General features: G+C 69.7%; 21 protein-coding genes and 1 pseudogene. 9 read left to right on the plus strand and 13 right to left on the minus strand.

Annotated features, from left to right (window positions below; translation table 11 throughout):
• Nucleotides 1-6: 6 nt before the first annotated feature.
• The 3 genes from ATK36_RS14145 to ATK36_RS14155 form a co-directional block, all read right to left on the minus strand.
• The gene (locus ATK36_RS14145) at nucleotides 7-837 is read right to left on the minus strand and encodes an alpha/beta fold hydrolase (protein WP_098511822.1); all 831 of its coding nucleotides are present in this window, start codon (nucleotides 835-837) and stop codon (nucleotides 7-9) included.
• Nucleotides 838-859: 22 nt separating this feature from the next.
• Complete coding sequence (locus tag ATK36_RS14150) at nucleotides 860-2,032, minus strand: L,D-transpeptidase (RefSeq protein WP_098511823.1); 1,173 nt, start codon at nucleotides 2,030-2,032, stop codon at nucleotides 860-862.
• A 156-nt stretch (nucleotides 2,033-2,188) separates the two neighbouring features.
• A complete protein-coding gene (locus tag ATK36_RS14155) occupies nucleotides 2,189-3,232 on the minus strand; it encodes a UDP-N-acetylmuramate dehydrogenase (protein ID WP_098511825.1) in 1,044 nt (347 codons plus the stop codon).
• 64 nt (nucleotides 3,233-3,296) lie between these two features.
• Here ATK36_RS14155 and ATK36_RS14160 point away from each other — a divergent pair, with 64 nt between their 5' ends.
• From ATK36_RS14160 to purU, 5 genes and pseudogenes are all read left to right on the plus strand, one after another.
• Nucleotides 3,297-3,797: a DUF2505 domain-containing protein gene (locus ATK36_RS14160; protein WP_098511826.1), complete on the plus strand. Its 501-nt coding sequence runs from the start codon at nucleotides 3,297-3,299 to the stop codon at nucleotides 3,795-3,797.
• A 188-nt stretch (nucleotides 3,798-3,985) separates the two neighbouring features.
• Complete coding sequence (locus ATK36_RS14165) at nucleotides 3,986-4,786, plus strand: class I SAM-dependent methyltransferase (protein ID WP_098511827.1); 801 nt, start codon at nucleotides 3,986-3,988, stop codon at nucleotides 4,784-4,786.
• 70 nt (nucleotides 4,787-4,856) lie between these two features.
• On the plus strand, nucleotides 4,857-5,654 hold the full coding sequence (locus tag ATK36_RS14170) for a DedA family protein (RefSeq protein WP_245914716.1): 798 nt from the start codon (nucleotides 4,857-4,859) through the stop codon (nucleotides 5,652-5,654).
• Nucleotides 5,560-6,165: pseudogene (locus ATK36_RS14175) on the plus strand (maleylpyruvate isomerase family mycothiol-dependent enzyme); the annotation flags it as partial. The gene ATK36_RS14170 and the pseudogene ATK36_RS14175, both read left to right, overlap by 95 nt.
• A gap of 10 nt (nucleotides 6,166-6,175) precedes the next feature.
• A complete protein-coding gene (gene purU / locus ATK36_RS14180) occupies nucleotides 6,176-7,063 on the plus strand; it encodes a formyltetrahydrofolate deformylase (protein ID WP_211291878.1) in 888 nt (295 codons plus the stop codon).
• Nucleotides 7,064-7,419: 356 nt separating this feature from the next.
• Here purU and ATK36_RS14185 read toward each other — a convergent pair whose 3' ends face one another.
• From ATK36_RS14185 to ATK36_RS14210, 6 genes are all read right to left on the minus strand, one after another.
• Nucleotides 7,420-8,430, minus strand: a complete 1,011-nt coding sequence (locus ATK36_RS14185) for an NADP-dependent oxidoreductase (protein ID WP_098511832.1) — start codon at nucleotides 8,428-8,430, stop codon at nucleotides 7,420-7,422.
• A 114-nt stretch (nucleotides 8,431-8,544) separates the two neighbouring features.
• Complete coding sequence (locus ATK36_RS14190) at nucleotides 8,545-8,979, minus strand: SRPBCC family protein (RefSeq protein ID WP_098511834.1); 435 nt, start codon at nucleotides 8,977-8,979, stop codon at nucleotides 8,545-8,547.
• A gap of 134 nt (nucleotides 8,980-9,113) precedes the next feature.
• Nucleotides 9,114-9,659 carry a YbaK/EbsC family protein gene (locus ATK36_RS14195; RefSeq protein ID WP_098511835.1) on the minus strand — a complete coding sequence of 182 codons (546 nt, stop codon included), beginning with the start codon at nucleotides 9,657-9,659 and terminating at the stop codon, nucleotides 9,114-9,116.
• A 43-nt stretch (nucleotides 9,660-9,702) separates the two neighbouring features.
• The gene (locus ATK36_RS14200) at nucleotides 9,703-9,996 is read right to left on the minus strand and encodes a DUF2516 family protein (RefSeq protein ID WP_098511836.1); all 294 of its coding nucleotides are present in this window, start codon (nucleotides 9,994-9,996) and stop codon (nucleotides 9,703-9,705) included.
• 241 nt (nucleotides 9,997-10,237) lie between these two features.
• Complete coding sequence (locus tag ATK36_RS14205) at nucleotides 10,238-10,900, minus strand: hypothetical protein (RefSeq protein WP_098511837.1); 663 nt, start codon at nucleotides 10,898-10,900, stop codon at nucleotides 10,238-10,240.
• On the minus strand, nucleotides 10,897-11,334 hold the full coding sequence (locus ATK36_RS14210) for a helix-turn-helix domain-containing protein (RefSeq protein WP_245914717.1): 438 nt from the start codon (nucleotides 11,332-11,334) through the stop codon (nucleotides 10,897-10,899). Before ATK36_RS14210 ends, ATK36_RS14205 begins: the two co-directional genes overlap by 4 nt.
• A 110-nt stretch (nucleotides 11,335-11,444) precedes the next feature.
• On the opposite strand from ATK36_RS14210, the gene ATK36_RS14215 reads away from it, so the two are divergent.
• Nucleotides 11,445-12,572, plus strand: a complete 1,128-nt coding sequence (locus tag ATK36_RS14215) for a methyltransferase domain-containing protein (protein WP_098511838.1) — start codon at nucleotides 11,445-11,447, stop codon at nucleotides 12,570-12,572.
• A 40-nt stretch (nucleotides 12,573-12,612) separates the two neighbouring features.
• Here ATK36_RS14215 and ATK36_RS14220 read toward each other — a convergent pair whose 3' ends face one another.
• From ATK36_RS14220 to ATK36_RS14230, 3 genes are read right to left on the minus strand one after another with little or no spacing between them, the layout of a single operon-like run.
• Entirely contained in the window at nucleotides 12,613-13,227 is a 615-nt protein-coding gene (locus ATK36_RS14220) for a nucleoside kinase (RefSeq protein WP_098514889.1), read from the minus strand.
• 19 nt (nucleotides 13,228-13,246) lie between these two features.
• Nucleotides 13,247-13,630 (minus strand): TFIIB-type zinc ribbon-containing protein, encoded by a 384-nt coding sequence (locus ATK36_RS14225; protein WP_098511839.1) that lies wholly within the window; start codon nucleotides 13,628-13,630, stop codon nucleotides 13,247-13,249.
• A 32-nt stretch (nucleotides 13,631-13,662) separates the two neighbouring features.
• Nucleotides 13,663-14,031 carry a VOC family protein gene (locus tag ATK36_RS14230; RefSeq protein ID WP_098511840.1) on the minus strand — a complete coding sequence of 123 codons (369 nt, stop codon included), beginning with the start codon at nucleotides 14,029-14,031 and terminating at the stop codon, nucleotides 13,663-13,665.
• An 86-nt stretch (nucleotides 14,032-14,117) separates the two neighbouring features.
• Here ATK36_RS14230 and ATK36_RS14235 point away from each other — a divergent pair, with 86 nt between their 5' ends.
• Nucleotides 14,118-14,585: a CGNR zinc finger domain-containing protein gene (locus tag ATK36_RS14235; protein WP_098511842.1), complete on the plus strand. Its 468-nt coding sequence runs from the start codon at nucleotides 14,118-14,120 to the stop codon at nucleotides 14,583-14,585.
• Between the two features lie 237 nt (nucleotides 14,586-14,822).
• Here the strand turns inward: ATK36_RS14235 and ATK36_RS14240 are convergent, their stop codons facing one another.
• Nucleotides 14,823-16,121: a DUF445 domain-containing protein gene (locus tag ATK36_RS14240; protein ID WP_098511843.1), complete on the minus strand. Its 1,299-nt coding sequence runs from the start codon at nucleotides 16,119-16,121 to the stop codon at nucleotides 14,823-14,825.
• 29 nt (nucleotides 16,122-16,150) lie between these two features.
• On the opposite strand from ATK36_RS14240, the gene ATK36_RS14245 reads away from it, so the two are divergent.
• The gene (locus tag ATK36_RS14245) at nucleotides 16,151-17,317 is read left to right on the plus strand and encodes a pyridoxal phosphate-dependent aminotransferase (RefSeq protein WP_098514890.1); all 1,167 of its coding nucleotides are present in this window, start codon (nucleotides 16,151-16,153) and stop codon (nucleotides 17,315-17,317) included.
• Between the two features lie 353 nt (nucleotides 17,318-17,670).
• The gene (locus ATK36_RS32230) at nucleotides 17,671-19,737 is read left to right on the plus strand and encodes a hypothetical protein (protein ID WP_170069733.1); all 2,067 of its coding nucleotides are present in this window, start codon (nucleotides 17,671-17,673) and stop codon (nucleotides 19,735-19,737) included.
• Nucleotides 19,738-19,993 lie beyond the last annotated feature (256 nt).

Raw genomic sequence — 19,993 nt, forward strand, 5'->3', positions numbered from 1 at the left:
CTGTGTCTACTCCTGCTCTTCGGCCGTATTCCCGGAGAACTGCCGCAGCAGAGCGGTGAACTCACCCGGCTCCTCGACGAACGGCAGATGCCCCGCGTCAACGAACCAACGCAGAACCGCCCCCGGAATCTTCCCGGCGGAGTACTCCGCGGCGGCCGGATCCACCACCTGGTCCGCCGTACCGTGCACGACCAGCACCGGCACGTCCACCGCGGCCAGCACTTCGGCACTGCCGACGTCCCGGCGGAACAGCGCGCCACGCACCGCGGGCGGCACCGAGAGCGAGCGCCCGAGCATGGCCTGGGCGTACGCCCCGGGCACCCGCGCGCTCGCCTGCGCACGGGCGAACTCGACCAGCGCCGGAATCGCGACCTCGGCATCGTCGGACAGCGCGGCGGGCATCGCGGCCCGCATCACCGGCCCGGTCCGGCCGCCCTCGCGGCCCCGGCCGATCTCGGTGACCGCGCCGACGAGCACGATCCCGGACAGCCGTGCGGTGCCGTGCACCCGGAGGTAGTCGGTGATCACCAGGCCGCCGTAGGACCAGCCGACCAGGATCGCGTCCGGGCCGGCGAAGTCCAGCACCGCGGCGAGATCGTCGGCCCATTGCCGCGGATCGTCGTACCCGGCGGCGGGCACGTCGGACGCGCCGTGCCCGCGCAGATCCATCGCGACCAGCCGGAACCGGCCGGACAGCGCCGGATCGGCCAGCTGCGCGGACCAGGCGTCCGCCGACTGTGCCCAGCCGTGCACGAAGACGATCGGACGGGAGTTCTCGGCACCCTCGACCCGCAGTGCGATGCGCACTCCGCCGGGGCCGGCGACTTCGGTGTTCACGGTGCTACTTCGTAGCAGACGCTCACTTCAGCGCGGAAAGGGTCTTCCAGGTGGGCCAGTCGTAGAACCAGTCCTTGACATCCGAACCGGTCGGGCTCTTCTGCTGCGCACCGGTGATTTCCACCGGGTCGCCGACCATCGCCGAGTCGTAGTAGTCCTTGGCGTCCGCCTCGAGCAGGTTGACACAGCCGTGCGAGTTGTTGATCTTGCCGATCGCGGCCGCGTTGTCCTGGTTCTCGTGGATGAACTCGCCGTGGTTGGAGATCCGGCAGGCCCACTTCTTGTTCACGTTGGTGTAGCCGTAGCGGGCGTTGTCGAAGACCGCGTTCTCCTGCTTCGACATCACGATGTAGGTACCGTTGGGGGTGTTGCGGTCCACCTCGGCGTCCAGCCCGTTGGAGCAGGGGTAGCTCTTGACCTCCGCGCCGCCGCGGAAAACCTTCATCGAGTGGTCCGGCGTGTGCACCTTGACCACCTGGTTGCGGCCGATGGCGAACTTCGTGGTGACATCGGACTTGCCGTAGGTACCTTCGCCCAGCTCAAGGCCGTAGAGATTCGCCTCGACCTCCACGGAGGTGTTCTCCGGCCAGTACTCCTTCGGCCGCCAGTCGACCTGCGTGGCCGAAATCCAGCCCCAGGCACCCTCGACGTCGGTCTTGACCTTCAACGCCTTCTCGACCGCGGCCCGGTCCTTCGGCGGGCTGTCGAACTTCACGCTGATCGGCATCCCGACGCCGACCTTCGCGTTGTCGGCCGGGTTCAGCGTGGCACGCACCTGCTTGGCCGGGCTGATCGTGGCGAACGAACCGGACAGCTCGGCCGGGCGCTGGTCGGAGCCGAGCGCCTTGGCCGCGTAGGTGTAGGTCTTGCCGTAGCCGAGTGGCTCGGAACTGGTCCACGACAGGCCGTCGGCGGCGAGGTCGCCCTTCAGCTCGCCGCCGCTGGAGCTGGTGACCTTCACCTCGGTCAGCTTGCCCTCGGCGACCTTGATCACCACCGGATCGCGGACCCCCGCGTCCTTCGCGGCCACGGCCGGGGTGGCCGTGATCTTCGCCACGGGCTCGACCGCCTTGCCCTCGTCACCGCTGCTGCCCTGGGGCAGCGCAGTGCCGTTGTTGCTGGTCGAACACGCGGCCCCGAGCGCCGCCGCACCTGCGGCGACCGCGGCCTTGAACACCGTACGGCGCTCGATCACCGTCTACCTCCTGTTGTCCCCCGCACCTGCTCCCCGTCCACCCGGGGTCGCGCCACATGATCAGCGCCGGCGAGCACACTCGACGCTACCCGCTTCTGCGGTGCGCTCTCTCCACGCGGAAGACGTTTCACCCGCTCGTCCGGTTGCCGTAGCGGCTCAAAGTGCGCAGCCGATGAGCAGCGGCTCCGGATGCAGGCGCACACCGAAGCGGGCTTCGACGCCGTCCCGGACCTCGCCCGCCAGCGCGAGCAGATCCGCCGTGCTGGCGCCGCCGCGGTTCGTCAGCGCGAGAGTGTGCTTGGTGGACAAGGAAACCCGGCCGCCCGGCCCGGGGTACCCCTTGCCGAAACCGGCCCGCTCGATGAGCCACGCGGCGGACAGCTTCACCCCCGCCTCGGCTGGGAACCGCGGGGGTTCGCCAGCCGCTTTCGTGATCCGCGCCACGATCTCCGGGGCTTCGCCGGACGGAACGATCGGATTGGTGAAGAACGAACCGGCACTCCACGTGTCGTGATCGGCCGGATCCAGCACCATGCCCTTACCGCGACGCAGGCCGAGCACTGCCTCCCGGGCTTGCGCGGTGGGGACTTTCGCGCCGGTTTCGGTACCCAGCGTGCGTGCCAGCTCGGCGTACCGCACCGGCGCGGACTGCCCGGAACGATCAATCCGGAACCGCACGCTAAGCACCACACCGCGATCAGTGCCCTTGAGGACACTGGTGCGATAACCGAAGCCGAGTTCGCCGGCGGGCACCGTGCGGATCTCGCCTGCTTTCCGGTCGTAAAGCTGCACGGAGACGAGAGAATCGGCCACTTCGCAGCCGTACGCGCCGACGTTCTGGATCGGCGTGGCCCCGACCGAGCCGGGGATGCCGGACAGGCATTCGAGCCCACCGAGCCCCGCGTCGACCAGCTCGGCGACGAACGCGTCCCACTCGTGCCCGGCGGCCACTTCGACGACGTCGCCATCGCGGGCCCAGCCGGTGGACGCGATCCGCACGAGCGTGCCGTCGAACCCTTCGTCGGCCACGACCAGGTTCGACCCGCCGCCCAGCAGCAGCACCGGTTCCCCGGCTTCGTCCGCCGCCCGGACGGCGGCGACCAGGTCGGCGGCCGTGTCCGTGTGGACGAAGCGGCGCGCCGGTCCCCCGAGCCGCAAGGTCGTGCAGTCGGCGAGGCGCGGCTCAACGGTGGTGTTCACGGGTGTTGACGGTACTGGCCTCGGCTTGGCCCCTTACCGCGTACGCCCGGTACTGTCACCGCCCATGGGTTCCCGGATCGAGCACCGCGGCGAGTTCTCCGGCACGCTCGCGGAGGTCTTCCCCGCAGTGTCCGGCGAGGAAGCCGTACGAGCACGCCTGTCCGCCCTCGGCGGCGATGACGGCAAGCTCCTGTCGTACACCGGCGAAGGCGACTCGGTGCGCTACGAGCTGGAGCACGGCATCAACGCCGCCCGCCTGCCACAAGCGGTGCGCGCCCTGATCAAGGGCGACATCATCGTCCGCCGCACCCAGACCTGGCAGCGCTCCGGCGAGAGCTACACCGGCCGGACCGACGTCTCCGTCGGCGGCGTCCCCGGCGAGATCGGCGCGCAGACCTCGCTCACCCCGTCCGCGGAAAAAGTGATCTTCCGCACGTCCGGCGAGGTCGTGGTCCGGATTCCGCTGTTCGGCGGCCGAATCGAGGAGTTCGTCTCCGAGCAGGTGACGAGTCTGCTTCGCCGCGAGGACGAGTTCACCGCGCAGTGGCTGGCCGGCCACCGCTGACTCCGGTGTCCGCCCGTCCCCCGTCCACTCCTGGAAAAGACACCCCGCCCGCTTCGGCGGCCGGCGTGCCGACAGATCGGTCTTCACCTCTTTCGCCGACCACAGCGGCCGACCAAGTCGCCACACCCCGCCCGGCGCGCACCTCTCCGCCGCATGCCCGCGGATCCGCGGCCAAGGCCGCCCGCCCGGTGCCGAAAGGCGGCCGTTCGGCTCCGGTCGGGGCGCCGACCCGGGGGACCACCAATCCCAACCGGCTGCGGAGGGTGGATCGGTGGCTGGTCGCCGATCCCGCGGTCACCCGGCTGCTTCGGCGGAGTGAGAGTCCCCTTGTCGTCGATCTCGGTTACGGCGCGTCGCCAGTCACGACTGTGGAGCTGGCCCGGTGGCTGGCCCGGGTCCGGGCGGACGTACAGGTGCTCGGGCTCGAACTGGATCCCGAACGGGTCGCGCGGGGCCGGCAGGCGGCGGATCCACCCCGGCTGGACTTCCGCCGTGGCGGGTTCGAACTCGCCGGAACGCGGCCGGTGCTGGTGCGCGCGTTCAACGTGCTCCGCCAGTACGACGAACACGAGGTGGCCGGTGCGTGGCGGCTGATGCTCGACGCGATGCCCTCCGGCGGGATGCTGGTCGAGGGCACCTGCGACGAGATCGGCAGGCTCGCCACCTGGGTCACCGTGACCGCCGGCGGACCGGTCTCGCTCACCCTGTCGGTCCGCCTCGCCGAACTCGACCATCCGTCCACAGTGGCCGAACGGCTGCCGAAGATCCTCATCCACCGCAACGCTCCGGGCGAACGCGTGCATGCCCTGCTGACCACTTTGGACGAATGCTGGGCGGCGGCCGCGCCGCACCGGTCGTTCGGTGTGCGCGCCCGCTGGCGTACCGCGGTCGCGCTGCTGGCCGGGCGCGGCTGGCCGGTGCTCGGCCGCCCGGACCGGCACCGGCTCGGTGAGCTGACCGTTCCGTGGGCGAGTGTCGCGCCCGGCTGACCCCCACCTGTTCACCAGCCACACCCCGCTGGGTCACCCAGTGGCGACCTTCAGTGATCAAGCTATGCGGGTGGAACTGCTGGAAGAGGTCACCGAGCTGCTCCGAGGGACGTTGGGGTCGCCGTGGCTGTGGCTGCTCGTTTTCGCCGTCTCCGGGCTGGACGCGTTGCTGCCGTTCATGCCGAGCGAGACGACCGTGGTGACCGTCGCCGTCCTCCTCGGTCCCGACCCCGGCCGGCTGGCCCTCCTGGTGCTGGCCGCGGCGACCGGCGCGTGGGCCGGTGACTGCCTCGGCTACGCCGTCGGCCGCGCGGCCGGACCGCGAGCGCTCGCCCGACTGGCGCGAGGACCGTCCGGACGTCAGCGGCACGAGTGGGCACGCACGCAAGTACTCAGACGAGCGCCGCTGCTGATCATCGCCGCGCGTTACCTCCCCGGTGGCCGCGTCGCGAGTGCACTGGCGACCGGCAGTCTCGGTTACCCCTTCCGACGCTTCGTGCCGCTGGACGCGCTCGGTGCCACACTATGGGCGATCTACAGCACCCTGATCGGCCTAGCCGGTGGCGCAGCGTTCGCAGACCAGCCGGTGTACGGCCTGCTGCTCTCTTTCGCCCTCGCCTTGCTGCTCGTCGCCCTCATCGAGTTCGGCAGACGTCTCCGCGCCCGCCATCTAGAATCCCGGCATGGACACCCCTCGGCTGCTGGAAGCGATCGACATCCACGCCGACCGGCTGAAGGCGGCCGCGCTGACAACCGGCCCGCAGGCCCCGGTCCCGAACTGTCCTCAATGGACAATGAAGGATCTGGTTGCCCACCTGAACGGACTGTTCTCCTACGTCACCGCGATGATCGCCGGCGACGGCGCTGACCGGCCCGCAAGCACCGACGGGGGCTGGCCGGACCTGCTCGGCCGCTGGGACGGCGGCCGGCTCGCCGCCCGTGAAGCACTCCGGCGGCCCGCGGATCACCCGACCAGATCCCCGTTCCCGCAGGGCACCTTCACCGTCGGCGACTGGACCCGGCGGATGGCCCACGAGCTCGCCATCCACCGGCTCGACGCGGAGGGCGCGCTGCCCGTTCCCCCGGACACCCGCTTCGCCCCGGAATTCGCCGAGGACGGGATCGACGAGTATCTCGCCTTCCTGCTCCCCCGCCGGGCTCCGACCGGAACCCAGGACGGGGTCATCGAAGTCCGCGGCGGCACCCGGACCTGGACCCTCGTGCTGCGGCCCGGGGAGCGCCCGGCGCTGGGCGAAGGCAGCCCCGACGTGATCTTGAGCGGCCCGGCCGACGACGTCTACCGCGCGCTCTGGGGCCGCCCGCACGCCGCCGCGACGACCGGCGATCCCGCCGTTCTCGACCTCCTCAAGACACCCTGACCAGCCGATAATGGATACTGGCCGGGTGCCAGGCCCACAGCGCTACGTACTCACCTTCGGCTGCCCCGACCGTACCGGGATCATCGCGCGCATCTCGGGTTTCCTCGCCGAACACGGCGGAACGATCGTCGAAGCGGCCTACCACACCGATCCGGACACCGGCTGGTTCTTCACCCGCCAGGTCGTCCGCGCCGACTCCCTGCCTTTCGACGTCGATGGCCTGCATGACCGGTTCGCCGCCGTGGCAGGGGAACTGTCGGCGGAATCGAACTGGCAGGTGTTCGACACCGGGAGGCGCCCACGCGTGGTGATTCTCGTGTCGAAGGCCGGGCATTGCCTGTACGACCTGCTCGGCCGGGTCGCCTCCGGCGAGCTGGACGTGGAAGTCGCCGCGGTGATCGGCAACCACGCCACGCTCGGGGGCATCACCCGCGCGCACGGCATCCCCTTCCACCACGTGCCGTTCCCGGCCGGCGACCCGGCGGGCAAGGCGGACGCGTTCGCCGAGATCCGCAAGCTGGTCGACGAGCACACCCCGGACGCGATCGTGCTGGCGCGCTTCATGCAGGTGCTACCGCCCGAGCTGTGCGCGGCCTGGGCCGGTCGCGCGTTGAACATCCACCACAGCTTCCTGCCGTCGTTCGTCGGCGCGAAGCCGTATCACCAGGCACACGCCCGTGGCGTCAAGCTGATCGGCGCGACCTGCCACTACGTGACCGCCGATCTGGACGCGGGCCCGATCGTGGAGCAGGACGTGATCCGCGTCGGCCACGACGATTCGGTGGACGACATGGTCCGCAAAGGCCGGGACGTCGAGAAGGTTGCCCTCGCCCGGGGCCTGCGCTGGCATCTCGAAGGCCGCGTTCTGGTCCACGGCAACCGCACCGTGGTCTTCTAGGGCGATGCAAGGGCTGTGAAGGGACCCTTCACAGCCCTTGCGTCCGGGGTGTCGGCAAAGTTGGTCGAGGCCCCGTGATCAGCGGAGAGAGCCGTGGCTGCCGCGCATCATCGACGACACCTGCCATCCTCGTCGATCACGCCTGGCAACGGACGATGCGGGGCTATTCGAGGCGCGACCACCTCGCGCTGTGCGCCAGACCTGTTTCAAGTCCGTGAAGGGGCCCTTCACAGACTCAGAGTCCGTGAAGGACCCCTTCACGGACCTCCGCAGCCTGCGCAGGGCCCCTCGCACCGACTTTGCCGACACCGTGGCCCTTGCGTCCGTGAAGGGACCCTTCACAGCCTTGAAACCGCTTAGAGGCGCACCAGCATCTTGCCGGTGTTGGCTCCGCTGAGCAGCCCGAGGAACGCATCCGGCGCATTGCGGATACCGTCCACAAAGGTCTCGGAGTACTTGATCTCGCCGGAAGCGACGAGCGGTGCCAGCTCGGTCAGGAACTGCTCACGCATACCCCACTGGTCCGACACCAGCATGCCGCGCATGGTGATCCGCTTCACGACGAGCTGCAGAAGGTTGCGCGGACCGGGTGGCGGCTCGGCGGCGTTGTACAGCGAGATCATCCCGCACAGCGCGATCCGGCCGTGCAGGTTCATCGACGCGATGGCGGCTTCCAGATGCTCCCCGCCGACGTTGTCGAAGTAGACGTCGATGCCCTCGGGCGCGGCGGCGGCCAGCTGGTCGGCGACCGGACCGTCCTTGTAGTCGAAGGCCGCATCGAAGCCGAGATCCTCGGTCAGATGACGCACCTTCTCCGCGGAACCGGCGCTGCCGATCACTCTCTTGGCACCCTTGAGCCGGGCCAGCTGCCCCACCAGCGAACCGACCGCACCGGCCGCGCCGGACACGAACACCGTGTCCCCCGCTTTGAATTCCGCGCTCACCAGCAGGCCGGTATACGCGGTGAGGCCCGGCATGCCGAGCACGCCGAGATAGGCGGACAGCGGCGCCACCGAACCGTCCACTTTGGCCACCTGGTTGGTATCGAGTACCGCGTGCGTACGCCAGCCCAGGTTGTGCAGCACGTGGTCACCGGGCGCGAATTCGTCCACAGCGGATTCCACGACCTCGCCGACCACACCACCGTGCATCGGCTCGCCCACCGCGAACGGCGGCGCGTAGGACTTCACGTCGTTCATCCGCCCGCGCATGGCCGGGTCCACGCTCATCACCAGGTTGCGCACCAGCAACTGCCCGGGACCGGGCACTGGCACGTCAGTGTCGACGATGTCGAAGTTCTCGGGCGTGGGAACCCCGTGCGGACGAGCGGCGAGCCGGATCTCGGTCGCCTTGGTCGATGCGGTCACTGTGTCGACTCCGTTTCCGGGACTGGACTCGAACCGGGGCGTGCGCCCCGTATCATCGGCTCCCACGACCAGACCGGGGCAAACGTTCCGCCTGCCCCGGTGGCGTGACCAGCGCTACACGATCTCCGCGAGCTTGCCGAGCACACCGTCGTAGATCCGCTTCAGCCCGCCGGGGGCGAAGGTCTTCTCGAAGAAGCCACCGACGCCACTCGCGCCGTCCCAGCTGGTCTCGATGCGCACCAGGGAACCGGCACCGGCCTCCGCGACCGTCCAGGTGGTGACCATGCTGGAGTTCGCGTCGGTCTCCACCAGCGTGCCAGGCTTCGGCTCGGTCACCGTAGCCGCGACGTCGCGTACGCGCTTCGAGGTGGCCTGCAGCTTCCAACCGGCCTTCGTACCCGCTCCGACGCCGCCCTCGGCGACCTCGTAGTCGCGGTAGTGCTCGGTGAGCAGCTTCGGCCGGGTCTCGGCGTAGTCGGCAACCAGTTCGCGCACCCTCTCCACCGGCGCATCGATCATGCGCTCCGCGGTGGCCGTGACCTTTCCCATCTCGTCCCTCTGCTCTCTTCATTTTCCCGCCGAGCCCACCTTCGCACACCCGGCCGGAAAAGGGCCGCATGGCATCCGCCACGAACGGGCTCCGGCGAACCGCCTTGCACGCCAACGACATCCGGGAATGAGAGCTACCGGGCCAGACCCTCGATGACCTCGGCGTTCGGCAACCCGGCGAGCGCGGCACCGGAGATCAGCAGCTTGCTGCCCCTGATCCCGCTGCCGACGACGAGTTCCGGCTGGTCGGCCACGGCCTGGTCGACCAGGATCGGCCATGGTCCGGGCAGCCCGATCGGGGTGATGCCGCCGTACTCCATCCCGGTGAGCGCCACCGCCTCGTCCATCGGCGCGAACGACGCTTTGCGCACGTCGAGCCGGCGTTTGATCACTCCGTTGACGTCCGCCCGGGTGGTCGCGAGCACGAGCGCCGCGGCGAAGCGCACCTCACCGGCCCGTTTGCCGGAGACGATGACGCAGTTGGCCGAAGCGGACAGCGGCGACCCGTACGCCGCGCAGAATTCGGCGGTGTCCGCCAGCCCGGGATCGATCTCGGCGACACCGACCTCTTCTGGGGCGGCCATCGCGGCGAGCGCCTTCGCGACGGGTTCGGCGAGCAGTTCGGTACGCGTGGGCGCGGGAACGACGGTGAGGCTCCCGGCGATGTTCCAGGTCGTCATCCGACCGAATCTAAACCGCAGGCCGCGCACGGCCGCGCGGCGGTCACCAGTTGCGCCGGCCCCGCTGCACTTCGATCAGCCGCGGCCGCACGTCGACCAGGTAGACGAGTACCGCGGCCATCGCGGGCACCCAGAAGATCAACCCCGGCCCCTGCACCTGGAACAGCGCCAGCGCCAAGGTGGCACCGCCGGTGATCAGCATCCAGATCGGCTTGGTCTTGCGGTCGGCCGCCGAATACGCGTCGGCACGCTGCAACACCGCGTGAACGAAGGCGAAAAGCCCGACCGCGATGCTGCCCCAGTAGATGACCCTGAGGACCCAGTCGGCAACCAGCACGAATCCAGCTTACGGCAACCCGCGCGCGAAACCGGACCCCCCGGCGGCCCGGAACCGATCTCGAATCACCCCGCCTGTGACCGACGTCACCGGAAAATCCGGCCACCGGCCCGCCCGGGCACTTGCCGCGAATCGGGCGAACACGGCCCGAAGTCCGTGAAGGGGCCCTTCACGGACTCTGATTCCGTGAAGGGCCCCTTCACAGCCTTGCCCCGGGGCGCGGGGCAGCGGGGCAGCGGGGCTACTGCTCGGTCTTCGGGGCGGGTGGCTTCTTCGCGTTGGTCGTGGTGCGGCGGGCCGGCGCGGCGGTCTTCGGCGCGGTGCGGTTGGCCGTCTTGCGGGCCACCGAGCGGGTCTCGTGGGCGAGGTCGTCGCCCAGTTCCTCCACCGCGTCCGCGGTCTCCCCGGCGACCTCGGTCACCTTGCGGGCAGCCTGCTCACCGGCCGAGCGGGTGCGCTTGGTGACCTTCGCCAGCACGTCGTCGACGCGCTCGCGGGTCTCGCCGGCCAGGCCGTCGACCCGGTCCTGCGCGGCGCGGAGGGCGTCCTCCAGCTGTTCGAGGGCCTTCTTCACCTGCGGCTGCGCGGCGATCTTGTCCCAGGCCTGCTCACCGGACTCGGCCAGCTTGTTGTACAGCTTCAGCGCGGCCTCGGTATACTCGTCGATGGCCTTGCGCAGCTCGGCCGGGTCGAGCTTCTCGCGGATGCTCTCGACCTCGCCAGGCAGCTCCTCGATGCCCTTGCGCGCGGAATTGACGTTGGCGCGGGCCTTCGCGACGGCATCGGTCACGGCCTGGCCGGCCAGGTTGCCCGCGCCGAGCGCGGCCAGCAGCGGGGTGCGGACCTGGTCGATCGCGGTGCTGACGACCTTGCGGACGTCCTCGGTGGGCTTGGGGGTGGTCATGTCGACTCCTCAGGGATAGTGGTGGTCTTCGCCGCGTCGGCGGCGGGGGAAACGGTTCCGGCGGCGTTCTCGCGCCGGAAGGACTCGTAGACGTCGAGCAGGACCTGCTTCTGCCGCTCGGTCAGCTCGGTGTCGGCGCGGATCGCGTCGCCGACCGGCCCGCCCGTCGGCAGGTCGAGGATCCCCGCTTGCACGTAGAGCGCCTCGGCCGAAATACGCAGGCCCTTGGCGATCTGCTGCAGGATCTCGGCGCTGGGCTTGCGCACCCCGCGCTCGATCTGGCTCAGGTACGGATTGGACACTCCGGCGAGCTTCGACAACTGGCGCAACGAGATCTTCGCCGAACTGCGCTGCTGCCGGATGTACTCGCCGATGCCGGAAGCGAGGTCCGCGACCTTGTCGATCGGCCGGTGTGCGCCACCGGGTTCGGTCATCCGGTCACCTCCTCTGGGCCATACCGACGGTACGCGGCAGCGCTAGCTATTGCAAGCGCCCTGCTTGCACCATCGGGTGTGCTGCCGCTCACCCGGCTACCGTGGAGGGCATGGGTGCACAACGGCTCCGCAGGCGCCTGACCCGGCAGCTCGTGGCGGAAGGCGTCCTCCACGAGAAACGCTGGATCGACGCCTTCGCCGCGGTGCCCCGGCACGTGTTCCTCCCCCGGTTCTTCGTGCCGGAGGACGGCACTTGGAGCGCGGTCGAACGCGCCGATCCGGGCTGGCTGGAACGCGTCTACTCCCGCGACGTCCTGGTCACGCAACTCGACGACACGCCGGCGAAGTGGCTGCAGGCAAGAGAATTCGGCCCGGTCACCGGGGTGCCGACCAGTTCGTCGAGTATGCCGGGGATCATGGCGATCATGCTTGAGGAACTCCTCGTGCGCGACGGGGACCGGGTGCTCGAAATCGGCACCGGAACCGGGTACAACGCCGGTTTGCTCAGCCATCGCTGTGGTTCCGGCCAAGTATCCACAGTGGACATCGATGCGGAGCTGGTCGACGCGGCCCGCGAACGTCTCGCCGAATGCGGTTACGCACCGGCTTGCGCCACCGGTGACGGCGCGCTCGGTTTCCCCGCCGGAATCGTTTTCGACCGCATCCTGTGCACCGCGGCGGTGTCCACGATTCCCTTGGCGTGGCTGGAACAGACCGTGCCCGGCGGCCACATCGTGACGACCCTGAACCGGCCGCTGGGCGGTGGCCTGGTCCGGCTCACCGTCGGCCCCGACGCCACCGCGGAGGGCCGCGTCTGCGCCCGCGACGGCCGTTTCATGCCGCTACGCGCGCACCGGCTGCCACCACCGATAGAACTCCCGGAGCCCACTAGCTGGCGCCCGACGCGGCTGACCATGGCGACGCTCGTAAAACCCCACCGGCACTTCGAGTTCTTCGCTTCACTGGAGCTTCCCGGAGCGCACCCGCTCCGGCTCCCCGGAGACGGCTTCGCCCTCGCCCACCCGGACGGCTCCTGGGCCCGCACCCGCAGCGTGGACTCCGGAACGGAAGTCGCCCAAGGCGGGCCACGCGCGCTCTGGGATCTGGCCGAACAGGCTTATGCCCGTTGGGAAACGCTGGGCAAGCCGGACCGCTCCCGCTTCGGTCTCACCGTGCACCAGGACCGGCAGACCTGGTGGCTGGACCAGCCGGAAAGCGCGCAGAACTGGCCACTGTAGACGGTCCGATCCGACGCGCTGCCCGGCAACCGTCCGTTCGTCACACCGGCAGCTTGGCCCGGACCCACTTCTCCACGGCCGCCACGATGTCACCCACCGGTGCCGCAGTCGTGTCGATGAAGTCGACCTGCCCGCGTATCCAGTGATTGAACTCCAGCATTTCCTCGATCCGCGGCTCGTCCCATGCACGCCAAGCGGGGCGGGCCCGGAGCCTGCCGCGGAGGATCTCGTCGTCGGCGACCAGGGCGAGGTAATGCACGTCCGAGAAGAAAGCCCGTTCCGGCAACGGTTCCAGTTCGGGCGGCGCCACGGTGCCGCACAGGACGACCGGAAAGCCGTTCTGGTGCAGCATTGCGGCCATTCGCAGCCAGGTGGCGCGGAATACCGGGTGGCCCGGGGTTTCTTCTTGGAGCGCACCGGTCCACAGCAGATCCTGTTCCAGGACCAGTGCGTCCCCAGCCAGCCGCTGTGCCAGCAGCGGTCCGATCGTGGATTTCCCGGCACCACTCGGGCCGGTCAGCGCGAAAAGCGGGAGCTTGCGGAACGACCAGCGGTGCCCGCACGATCCACAACGCACCGTCGTCCCCTCGGGCTGGGGACAACTCGCCCGGTCTCCACAGGCCGGGCACACCCGCAGGTCGAGTGCGACCGGCAGCGATCCACCTGTGGACAACTCAGTCGAACAGGTTCTCGAGGAAACTGCGCTTGCGACGCCCTCCGTACGCACGCGGCGAGTCCGCGTACCCGCGATGGCCGCCGTACGGACGCGGTGAATCCGCGTACCCGCCCGAGCGATACGGACGCGGCGAATCGGGACGGCCGCCGCCGTACGGACGTGGCGAGTCGGCGTAACCGCGCTGGGCCCCGTACGGACCACCCCTCGGACGCTCGCCGTCATACGGCGGCGGCTGGTGTCCGTAGAACGAGTTCTCCGCGCCCACGATCCGTTCCAGCTCACCGTGGTCCAGGAAGATCCCGCGGCAACCCTCACACCGCTCGATGTGGACGCCCGCCTTGTCGACGGTCTGCATCATATGCTGACACTTCGGACAAATCACGCAGCCAGCCTACGCGGCATCGCCGCCGGTCGTCAGCAGGCGCACAGACAGAACGGGTGACCAGCCGGATCGGCGTAGACGCGGAACGTCTCCGGGGAGTCGTCGAGGAGCTTCGCGCCCAGCCCGAGGACCCGCTCGTGCGCAGCTTCGAGATCGGTGACCTCAAGATCGAGATGGGCCTGCTGCGGCTTCTCCGCCGAAGGCCACTCCGGCGCGCGGTAGTCCGGCACCCACAGGAACTCCAGCCGAGGGCCGCCGGTCGGGTTGACCAGCGTCGCCCACTGCCCGTCGTTGCGGATGGTGGGCTCACCCCAGTCGAGGATCCGCTGGTAGAAGGCGGCGAGCGCCACCGGGTCGGGGCAGTCGATCGCCACGCAGCCGAACGTCGGAATCGCACCCATGCCTGCCCCTTCGCCGAGTAACCAGTGAAGGAATTATGGGAGTTAGCCAGCCAGGTCGCAACCGGTTTCGCCCGTACACTGAGCAGGTGCACACCGATGCTTCCCTGGTGGTCGCCTTCCTCAACACGGTCGACCTCGAGCGGGGAGACGATCTGCTGGACGATCCGGGGCTCTGGCGCCGCTGGGCCGAGGACCACGACCTGACACCGAACGACCCGGCCGAAGCGCGCGCCGCGCGGGACAGCCTGCGCGCCGCGATCGGCGATCCGCGGCTGCCCGTGCGACCGCTCGACGTGCCGCTTCGCTTCGCCATGACCGCGGCCGGACCGGTCCTGATCACCCCGGACGCGGTCACCGCGGTGCTGGCCGCCGCCACCCGGCTCACCATCCGCGGGGACTGGGTCCGGCTCAAGATCTGCCCCGCCGACGACTGCCTCTGGGCCTTCTACGACGAATCCCGCAACCGCTCCCGCACCTGGTGCTCGATGCGCGTGTGCGGCAACCGCGAAAAGGCCCGGTCCTGGCGGGCACGCACCGCGACTGTGCACAACTGAGCACCTGTGGACAACCTGCCCACAGCCCCCACATGTGCAAGCGCCCCCGCGCCGGATCCCCACACCTTGTGGATAGTGACTAGGCCAACACCGTGAATTCCTGTGGATAACCCGGGGGATAACTCAGCTTCCTGTGGACAACTTGATTCGATGCTCGGCGGGTGTGGTACGGCGCGGACCGCGTACATCCGACGGCAAGGCCTGGATAGCGAGCGGCAGCGGCCGGCGTGCCGGGTGTCAGAACAGCAGCTGCGCCACCGTGTAGATCACCAGGCCCGCCAGCGCACCGACCACGGTGCCGTTGATGCGGATGAACTGCAGGTCCCGGCCGACCTGGAGTTCGATCTTGCGGGAGGTCTCCTCGGCGTCCCAGCGTTCCACGGTGTCGGTGATGATCGTGGTGATCTCGCGCGAATAGTTGGTCACCAGGTAGGCGGCGGCGCCTTCGACCCAGCCGTCCACCTTCGTGGTGAGAGACTCCTCGGTGACCAGGCGTTCGCCGAGGGACCCCAGGCTGGTCCGGACGCGCACGCGCAGCTCGCTCGACGGGTCCTCGGCGGCGTTGAGCAGCATCTCCTTGGCCGTCGCCCAGGCGGAGCCGATCAGCTTCTGCACCTCCGCGTGGTGCACGATCTGGCCCTTGACCAGCTCGGCCCGTTCCATGGTCTGCGGATCGGTCTGCAGGTCCTGGGCGAACTCGCCGAGAAACTTGTCCAGCGCCAGCCGCATCGGGTGGTTGACGTCGGTCTTCACCGCCCAGGCGAACGACAGGACCTCGCCGTACACCTTGTCCGCGAGCATCTCGTCGACGAACTTCGGCGACCAGCTGGGCGCGCGGTCGGACACCACGCGCAGCATCGCCTGGTGGTTGTCGCGGACCCACTCGTAGGCGCGGTCGCACATCAGGTCGACCAGCTTGTGGTGCGCGCCGTCCTCGAACACGCCGGCCAGGATCTTGCCCAGCGGCGGCCCCCACGGCCGGTCGATGATGCGCTTGACCACGGCTTGTTCCATGATCGCCTGCACGTCCTCGTCGCGCAGCACGGTGACCGCACCACGGACCACGGTGGCCAGCTCGGAGGTGACCCGCTCGGCGTTCTCCGGCTGCCGGAGCCAGCCGCCGAGCCGCCGCGCGATGCCGATCCGGCGCAGCTTCTCGCGGATGACGTCCTCGGCCAGGAAGTTCGAGCCGACGAAGTCGCCGAGACTGCTGCCGAGCTGGTCCTTCTTGTTCGGGATGATCGCCGTGTGCGGGATGCGCAGGCCCAGCGGATGCCGGAACAGCGCGGTGACCGCGAACCAGTCCGCGAGCGCGCCGACCATGCCCGCCTCGGCGGCCGCGCGCACGTACCCGACCCAGCCCGGCCAGCCTGCCGCTTCCGCCCAGCTCGTGAGCAGGAAGACCACCGTCGCGCCGAGCAGGAAGCCCAGCGCGACCAGCTTCATCTTGCGCAGCCCGCGCCGTTTGCCCTCTTCGGCGACCACGCCGCCGGGCGGGTCGGCGGGCGTGACCTTCTGCGGGGTGAGTTGCTCCACACCCCCATTGTCCGTGAGGATGCGTGGTCGTGCGTGAACCAGTTCTCGTCCCCCGCCTCCGTCCGTTCACCTCGACCGTCTTCGCGGAGATGACCGCGCTCGCCGTACGGCACGACGCGGTGAACCTCGGCCAGGGCTTTCCGGACACCGACGGACCGGCCGGGATGCTCGAAAAGGCGAAGAATTCCCTGTTCGGGGGCGATAACCAGTACCCGCCCGGCCCGGGACGCCCGGAGCTGCGCGCGGCGATCGCCCGGCACCGGCAGCGCTACGGCACCTCGTACGATCCGGACACCGAGGTGCTGGTCACAGCCGGTGCGACGGAGGCCATCGCGGCCGCTCTGCTCGCGCTCACCGAGGCCGGCGACGAGGTGATCGTGGTCGAGCCGTACTACGACTCGTACGCCGCGGCCGTCGCGATGGCCGGCGCGCAGCGGCGGGTGATCGGCCTGACCGAGGCCGGCGACGGACGGCTCGAACTGGACCTGGACGCCTTGCGCGCCGCGATCACGCCCCGGACCCGCGCGGTGCTGCTGAACTCACCGCACAACCCGACCGGCACGGTGTTCTCCCGCGAGCAGCTGACCGAGGTCGCGCGGCTGTGCGTCGAGCACGACCTCATCGCGATCACCGACGAGGTCTACGAGCACCTCGTCTTCGACGGCAGCGAGCACGTGCCCCTCGCGACGCTGCCCGGGATGCGGGCCCGGACCGTGGCCATTTCCAGCGCGGGCAAGACATTCAACTGCACCGGCTGGAAAATCGGCTGGGTCTGCGCGGCCCCGGAGCTGGTCGCGGCGGTGAAGGCGGCCAAGCAATTCATCACATTCGTTTCCGGCGGGCCGCTGCAGCCGGCCGTCGCGTACGCACTGGAACACGAACTGGACTGGGTCGAGGGCGTCCGGCGGGACCTGCAGGAGAAGCGCGACCGGCTGTCCGCCGGGCTCGCCGATGCCGGTTTCGACGTACGGCCAAGTTTCGGTACCTATTTCGTCACAGCCGACGTACGCCCGCTCGGTTTCTCCGACGCCGCGGAACTGGCCTGGGCGTTGCCCGAACGTGTCGGTGTCGCGGCGGTTCCGGTGCAAGTCTTCACAGATCACCCGGACGAGTGGAAATACCTCTTGAGGTTCGCTTTCTGTAAACAAAATGAGGTCATTGACGAGGCAGTCGGGCGACTCCGAAAACTGGGCTGAGCCCTGCTTTCCGGCGCCCCGGAGAGTTCCGGATTGCCTCCCGCACCCAGAGTGGCCTGCGCGGGAAACCTTGGCCGCCAGCTGGATGGACGGCTCAACCGGCCGCTCGGATGGCCGCAGACCCCGGAGAGCGGAACCACTCTCAGTGATCATCTTCGGCAGGCCGGACACCAGAGGCGGTAGGACGGTTCCGCCTTACGGGGTGGATCGCGCGCGGGAGAGATGAAACACTCGCGTGCGGTGCTAGAAAGAGGGCGGCCCCGGGGAACCAGCGACCTGGCCGGATGAAAACCAGCAAGATCAGGCTCGCGCGGTGGGGCGCATGAGCTTCACGCGCGGACGGTGGTGGTGGCGTGATCGGCATGGCATACATGCACGACATCGCACACCTCGCCCTGTCCGGCGACGCGGCGTCGGGCATCAGCGGTGAGTCGGCTGCGGCCGGTGAGTCCTCGGTTGTCGCTTCATCAGGTGTCCGGGGCAGCGCACATGGCGCGTCGGACATTGCGGCAGACCGCGATTCGCCGAGCAGCGGGCAGTCGTCGAAGACTGACCCGGGCAGCGAGCGTCGAACTCCGAGTATTGCGGCCGAAAACGGTGCGCTGGGCAATTCCGCGGGCAGCGAGCTTTCGCACTCCGCGCCCGGCGACGGTTTACTGCGGCGGCCGCGCCCCTGGGCGGCGCCGATCGCCCGGCCCGCCGCGCGAATCGCGTTGGCGGGTGGGCTCGCGGTGGCCGGATGGCTGCTCGGGGCCGCGCTGGCACAGCCGAGCGCTTCGGCGGACGAGCGACCGTCCGGATCGGACGATCACCCTGCGGCCGCCGCGCCGCATACCGACGGGCAGCGCGCAGCGGCTGCCAGGCCCGCGTCGTCCGGGACGTTGACGTGGTCTTCTCCGCCGACCGCGGGACGGACTGGGAACGAGCCCGGCGGTGCGGCAGCTTCGGACCGGGGCTCGCGGAGCGCCACTGCCCCCGGCGCCGCGGACCGCGGTTCGGGTTCGCATGCCGGTAAGGCCGGTGGGCGGGCCACGGACAGTGCACCCTCGGCGACGCCGGGCGGGAAGCTCGGCACCGCGGACGGCTCGTACTCCGGCAAACATTCCAGTGCCGGACTGAAGGATCCGGGTGAAGCGCCTGGCACCGGCGGGACGGCGTCCGGCGAGCGGCACGGTAACGGGACCTCCTCCAGCGGGAAGCACAGCACCGCAGGCACCGCAGGCACCGCAGGCACCGCAGGCACCGCAGGCACCGCAGGCACCGCAGGCACCGCAGGCACCGCAGGCACCGCAGGCACCGCAGGCACCGCAGGCACCGCAGGCACCGCAGGCACCGACGAGCAAAGCACCACCGCCACCAGCGGACCAGGCGCCACGACCGGCAGCGAACACAGCGTTGCGGCCACCGGCAAACCGGGCACCGCGACCGGCGGTGAGCAGGAAGCCGCCGCCAACGGCACGCGAGACAGCGGACACGGCACCGCGGCCGGCGGCGAACAAAACACGACCACCGGCAAGCAGGCCACCGCAGGCAACCGGGAGCAAGACCCCACCGCCAACGGCACCCCTGCCACCCACAGGCAAAACCCCACCAGTCACAACGAAACCACGGCCACCGGCAAGCAAACCACGGCCATCGGTCCACAAGGGACCGTGACCGCCGCCGGAAAAGCAGGCGTGTCCGTCTTACCTTTCCTGGGCAGCGGCGTCGCCGATGCCACCGGCAGTCCGTCGAACGCGAACCCGGATCGCGAGTTCGGCGGACGGGGGCTGCTGGGCGGGGTGTTCGGCATCGTCGGTCTGCCGTTCGGGAACACGCTCAACGGGCTGCTCGACCACACCCTCAGCACCGTGCACAACGTGGCCGGGATAGCCGCGGCCGCCACCGGCCGGGACGGGATCATCGCGCCGTTGCTGCCGTTCGAGGACTTCGCCGGGCGAACCTTGTCCGGTGGGTCGAGCGGGTCGGGCAGCGGCAGTGTCCTGGTGCTCGCGCCGTCGACGGGGTACGAACGCGGTTCAGCGAGCGTTCCGCAGAACTCCAATGCAGCTGTGACAACACCTGCGACCACGAGCAGCGACGTGGGTACCGCGTTGCCGTTCGTCATCAAGGACGCGAAGTCGTTCTTCGGCAAGGTCGTGCACGAACCCGTCGAGAAACAGGTCTCGAACGAGCGCACGCACCTGGCCGGTGGTGGCAACGGTGGCGGGGGCGGATTGCCTGCGGCACCGGGCGCGCCGAGCGCGCCGGTCACCGTCGCCGGACCGGGCTTGGACGGGCCGGGCGGGGCTCGGCTTCCCTTCGCCGTCGCGGCGGACGGAAACACCGTCACCCAGCTGAAGCTCATCGGCGTCAGCCGGGACCGTGAGGCGGCCGGCGCCGGGCGGGACGCGGCACTGCCGAACACTTCTCCGGACTGACCGCCCGAACCGGTCCTCCGGGGAGAGCCACGTCCAGACCAAGATCAACTTCGCGGGATCCACCGCACCCGGCTTACCCCATCGCCATTCCGTCGCAGGGGCTGATCCATGTCTGTCATCACCACCGCATCCGGCACCGCCACATCCGGCACGACCGGGTCCGTCAGCAGCGTGCCTGCCACCAGCGTGCCGGTAACCACCACAAAGCTTCCCGATCGGCCAACCGCGCCTGGCCGGATCGGGTCCCGGTCCCGGC

This window comes from Amycolatopsis sulphurea (genome assembly GCF_002564045.1).
Lineage (GTDB): Bacteria > Actinomycetota > Actinomycetes > Mycobacteriales > Pseudonocardiaceae > Amycolatopsis > Amycolatopsis sulphurea.

What these genes read in the sequence shown, in the direction of transcription:
- ATK36_RS14215 (WP_098511838.1), top strand. Translation starts at nt 11,445, where the DNA reads ATGGGTGCACAACGGCTCCGCAGGCGCCTGACCCGGCAGCTCGTGGCG.
- ATK36_RS14160 (WP_098511826.1), top strand. Translation starts at nt 3,297, where the DNA reads ATGGGTTCCCGGATCGAGCACCGCGGCGAGTTCTCCGGCACGCTCGCG.
- ATK36_RS14230 (WP_098511840.1), bottom strand. Translation starts at nt 14,031, where the DNA reads ATGGGTGCGATTCCGACGTTCGGCTGCGTGGCGATCGACTGCCCCGAC.
- purU (WP_211291878.1), top strand. Translation starts at nt 6,176, where the DNA reads ATGGATACTGGCCGGGTGCCAGGCCCACAGCGCTACGTACTCACCTTC.
- ATK36_RS14210 (WP_245914717.1), bottom strand. Translation starts at nt 11,334, where the DNA reads ATGACCGAACCCGGTGGCGCACACCGGCCGATCGACAAGGTCGCGGAC.
- ATK36_RS14190 (WP_098511834.1), bottom strand. Translation starts at nt 8,979, where the DNA reads ATGGGAAAGGTCACGGCCACCGCGGAGCGCATGATCGATGCGCCGGTG.
- ATK36_RS14195 (WP_098511835.1), bottom strand. Translation starts at nt 9,659, where the DNA reads ATGACGACCTGGAACATCGCCGGGAGCCTCACCGTCGTTCCCGCGCCC.
- ATK36_RS14205 (WP_098511837.1), bottom strand. Translation starts at nt 10,900, where the DNA reads ATGACCACCCCCAAGCCCACCGAGGACGTCCGCAAGGTCGTCAGCACC.